A 3096-nucleotide genomic window follows, 5' to 3' on the forward strand; every position below is an offset into this window, starting at 1 on the left:
TCGGCAAACAGACTTTGATCCGGAGATGTCTGAATGGGGGAACCCAGCCATCATAAGATGGTTATCTTGTACTGAATACATAGGTGCAAGAGGCGAACCAGGGGAACTGAAACATCTAAGTACCCTGAGGAAAAGAAATCAACCGAGATTCCCTTAGTAGTGGCGAGCGAACGGGGACTAGCCCTTAAGTGGCTTTGAGATTAGCGGAACGCTCTGGAAAGTGCGGCCATAGTGGGTGATAGCCCTGTACGCGAAAGTCTCTTAGTCATGAAATCGAGTAGGACGGAGCACGAGAAACTTTGTCTGAATATGGGGGGACCATCCTCCAAGGCTAAATACTACTGACTGACCGATAGTGAACTAGTACCGTGAGGGAAAGGCGAAAAGAACCCCGGAGAGGGGAGTGAAATAGATCCTGAAACCGTATGCGTACAAGCAGTGGGAGCAGACTTTGTTCTGTGACTGCGTACCTTTTGTATAATGGGTCAGCGACTTATATTCAGTGGCGAGCTTAACCGAATAGGGGAGGCGTAGCGAAAGCGAGTCTTAATAGGGCGTTTAGTCGCTGGGTATAGACCCGAAACCGGGCGATCTATCCATGGGCAGGTTGAAGGTTAGGTAACACTGACTGGAGGACCGAACCGACTACCGTTGAAAAGTTAGCGGATGACCTGTGGATCGGAGTGAAAGGCTAATCAAGCTCGGAGATAGCTGGTTCTCCTCGAAAGCTATTTAGGTAGCGCCTCATGTATCACTGTAGGGGGTAGAGCACTGTTTCGGCTAGGGGGTCATCCCGACTTACCAAACCGATGCAAACTCCGAATACCTACAAGTGCCGAGCATGGGAGACACACGGCGGGTGCTAACGTCCGTCGTGAAAAGGGAAACAACCCAGACCGTCAGCTAAGGTCCCAAAGTTATGGTTAAGTGGGAAACGATGTGGGAAGGCTTAGACAGCTAGGAGGTTGGCTTAGAAGCAGCCACCCTTTAAAGAAAGCGTAATAGCTCACTAGTCGAGTCGGCCTGCGCGGAAGATGTAACGGGGCTCAAACCATACACCGAAGCTACGGGTATCACTTAGGTGATGCGGTAGAGGAGCGTTCTGTAAGCCTGTGAAGGTGAGTTGAGAAGCTTGCTGGAGGTATCAGAAGTGCGAATGCTGACATGAGTAACGACAATGGGTGTGAAAAACACCCACGCCGAAAGACCAAGGTTTCCTGCGCAACGTTAATCGACGCAGGGTTAGTCGGTCCCTAAGGCGAGGCTGAAAAGCGTAGTCGATGGAAAACAGGTTAATATTCCTGTACTTCTGGTTATTGCGATGGAGGGACGGAGAAGGCTAGGCCAGCTTGGCGTTGGTTGTCCAAGTTTAAGGTGGTAGGCTGAGATCTTAGGTAAATCCGGGATCTTAAGGCCGAGAGCTGATGACGAGTGTCCTTTAGGACGCGAAGTGGTTGATGCCATGCTTCCAAGAAAAGCTTCTAAGCTTCAGATAATCAGGAACCGTACCCCAAACCGACACAGGTGGTTGGGTAGAGAATACCAAGGCGCTTGAGAGAACTCGGGTGAAGGAACTAGGCAAAATGGCACCGTAACTTCGGGAGAAGGTGCGCCGGTGAGGGTGAAGGACTTGCTCCGTAAGCCCATGCCGGTCGAAGATACCAGGCCGCTGCGACTGTTTATTAAAAACACAGCACTCTGCAAACACGAAAGTGGACGTATAGGGTGTGACGCCTGCCCGGTGCCGGAAGGTTAATTGATGGGGTTAGCTAACGCGAAGCTCTTGATCGAAGCCCCGGTAAACGGCGGCCGTAACTATAACGGTCCTAAGGTAGCGAAATTCCTTGTCGGGTAAGTTCCGACCTGCACGAATGGCGTAACGATGGCGGCGCTGTCTCCACCCGAGACTCAGTGAAATTGAAATCGCTGTGAAGATGCAGTGTATCCGCGGCTAGACGGAAAGACCCCGTGAACCTTTACTATAGCTTTGCACTGGACTTTGAATTTGCTTGTGTAGGATAGGTGGGAGGCTTTGAAGCGTGGACGCCAGTTCGCGTGGAGCCATCCTTGAAATACCACCCTGGCAACTTTGAGGTTCTAACTCAGGTCCGTTATCCGGATCGAGGACAGTGTATGGTGGGTAGTTTGACTGGGGCGGTCTCCTCCTAAAGAGTAACGGAGGAGTACGAAGGTGCGCTCAGACCGGTCGGAAATCGGTCGTAGAGTATAAAGGCAAAAGCGCGCTTGACTGCGAGACAGACACGTCGAGCAGGTACGAAAGTAGGTCTTAGTGATCCGGTGGTTCTGTATGGAAGGGCCATCGCTCAACGGATAAAAGGTACTCCGGGGATAACAGGCTGATACCGCCCAAGAGTTCATATCGACGGCGGTGTTTGGCACCTCGATGTCGGCTCATCACATCCTGGGGCTGAAGCCGGTCCCAAGGGTATGGCTGTTCGCCATTTAAAGTGGTACGCGAGCTGGGTTTAGAACGTCGTGAGACAGTTCGGTCCCTATCTGCCGTGGACGTTTGAGATTTGAGAGGGGCTGCTCCTAGTACGAGAGGACCGGAGTGGACGAACCTCTGGTGTTCCGGTTGTCACGCCAGTGGCATTGCCGGGTAGCTATGTTCGGGAAAGATAACCGCTGAAAGCATCTAAGCGGGAAACTTGCCTCAAGATGAGATCTCACTGGAACCTTGAGTTCCCTGAAGGGCCGTCGAAGACTACGACGTTGATAGGTTGGGTGTGTAAGCGCTGTGAGGCGTTGAGCTAACCAATACTAATTGCCCGTGAGGCTTGACCATATAACACCCAAGCAATTTGCGTCGGCTCTGTAACCCAGAGCAACCAGATTGCGGTGTGTGAAGACGAAGTGAACCGAAAGTTTGCAAACTCACAAAACACCGACTGTCACGTACCCAATTTGCTGAAGCGAGGCCATCTGGTCACGAGTCAGTACCCGAATTTCTTGACGACCATAGAGCGTTGGAACCACCTGATCCCATCCCGAACTCAGCAGTGAAACGATGCATCGCCGATGGTAGTGTGGGGTTTCCCCATGTGAGAGTAGGTCATCGTCAAGATTAAATTCCGA

2 rRNA genes (1 of these 2 running past the window's edge) are annotated in these 3096 nt (G+C 51.7%); both read left to right on the forward strand.

Annotation, left to right across the window (positions count from 1 at the left end):
- Nucleotides 1-2806, forward strand: a 23S ribosomal RNA gene (locus N8H74_RS29160) (it extends 85 nt beyond the left edge of the window).
- Nucleotides 2807-2969: 163 nt separating this feature from the next.
- A 5S ribosomal RNA gene (gene rrf, locus N8H74_RS29165) occupies nt 2970-3085 on the forward strand.
- The last annotated feature ends 11 nt before the right edge of the window (nt 3086-3096 follow it).

Source organism: Pseudomonas sp. B2M1-30 (assembly GCF_025447575.1).
GTDB classification, from domain to species: Bacteria; Pseudomonadota; Gammaproteobacteria; order Pseudomonadales; family Pseudomonadaceae; genus Aquipseudomonas; species Aquipseudomonas botevensis.